1 protein-coding gene and 1 pseudogene are annotated in these 1009 nt (G+C 48.5%); one reads left to right on the top strand and one right to left on the bottom strand.

What is annotated here, in order from left to right:
• Window positions 1-314: 314 nt before the first annotated feature.
• Window positions 315-713 (bottom strand): hypothetical protein, encoded by a 399-nt coding sequence (locus H7F08_RS15300; protein ID WP_193641004.1) that lies wholly within the window; start codon window positions 711-713, stop codon window positions 315-317.
• A gap of 128 nt (window positions 714-841) precedes the next feature.
• Between H7F08_RS15300 and H7F08_RS15295 the strand changes: the two are divergent.
• Window positions 842-1009 (top strand): annotated as a pseudogene (locus H7F08_RS15295) (IS256 family transposase); the annotation flags it as partial.

Genomic DNA, 1009 nt, shown 5'->3' with positions numbered 1-1009 from the left:
CGCCAAGGTAAACAGCTTGTCTTCGTCCATCATTAACCTTCCCTAGATCAGCAATGCCCTAAGACTACCGTACCCTCGTATCCACTCCAAGTAGCGAGGAGCCTCTTGGATTTGTTGAGCATGTAAGTGAAATGAGCTCTATTTCCATGGTGCCAGAATAGAATTTGTGCTCACCCTGAGTAATTAGAGTTACCGAAATATTTTGAGTTGTCATATTGATGTAGTTCATAGTGGCAATGGGTGATTGTAAAGATACCTAATGTATAAGTAACCGGCCTGCGCGGCTTTTTGCGCAGGTCGCCTCGAACGTAGTGTTAGACCTTGCCACCTTGGATTGCTTGGGAACGAACACGAGCACCGACAGTGGCTTCAATGACTTTGTCACGGAGAATCTCGACTTTGTCTTGCCTGGAAATCGGGATATCGAGCTTGCGTGCAATTAACTCAACAGACTTCCGGGTAGAAAAATTCGCATCAAGAAACTGCTGAGCATCTTCGCGGCTTGGGAAGTTGGTAAGTTTTTCGATTACGTTTGCCAGATCGACTTCCTGAATTGGCGTGATTGCATCATCCTTGTTACGCTTGCGGGTAAGACGAATTTCGATGCTGTACGATTCGTCTCCAAGCTTGGAGAGGTCATCTTCACTTAACCGCTCGACGGCATCAACGAGGCGCCGCAAGACGTTGGGGAATTGGAGTTTGTGGCTATTCATCTGTTTCGTTCCTCACAGCACAGACTCGAATTCATCAACGAACGTTTCGATCTCGCCGACTACATTGGAGTGGGTGCTGTTCGAGCTATGCTCGAAAGTGGTGTACGGGCGCGTTACAACTGGCTTGAATGAGGTGGCGTACTGTTGCTACAAAGGGTTTCCGACTCAAAGAGCAACATAAGGAGTACGCCGTGGAAAAGAATACCGTAATAGCAGGTGGGATGGGAGAGTTGGGTCTGGGCATTGAAGGGATACTTCGACGCGCGGCACGCTCTCTGATTGAGCAGGCCATAGAG

Origin of the sequence: Acidithiobacillus sp. HP-11, from assembly GCF_015100075.1 — a bacterium.
Taxonomy (GTDB): Bacteria; Pseudomonadota; Gammaproteobacteria; order Acidithiobacillales; family Acidithiobacillaceae; genus Acidithiobacillus; species Acidithiobacillus thiooxidans.
This window is presented reverse-complemented; position numbering and strand designations above follow the sequence as displayed.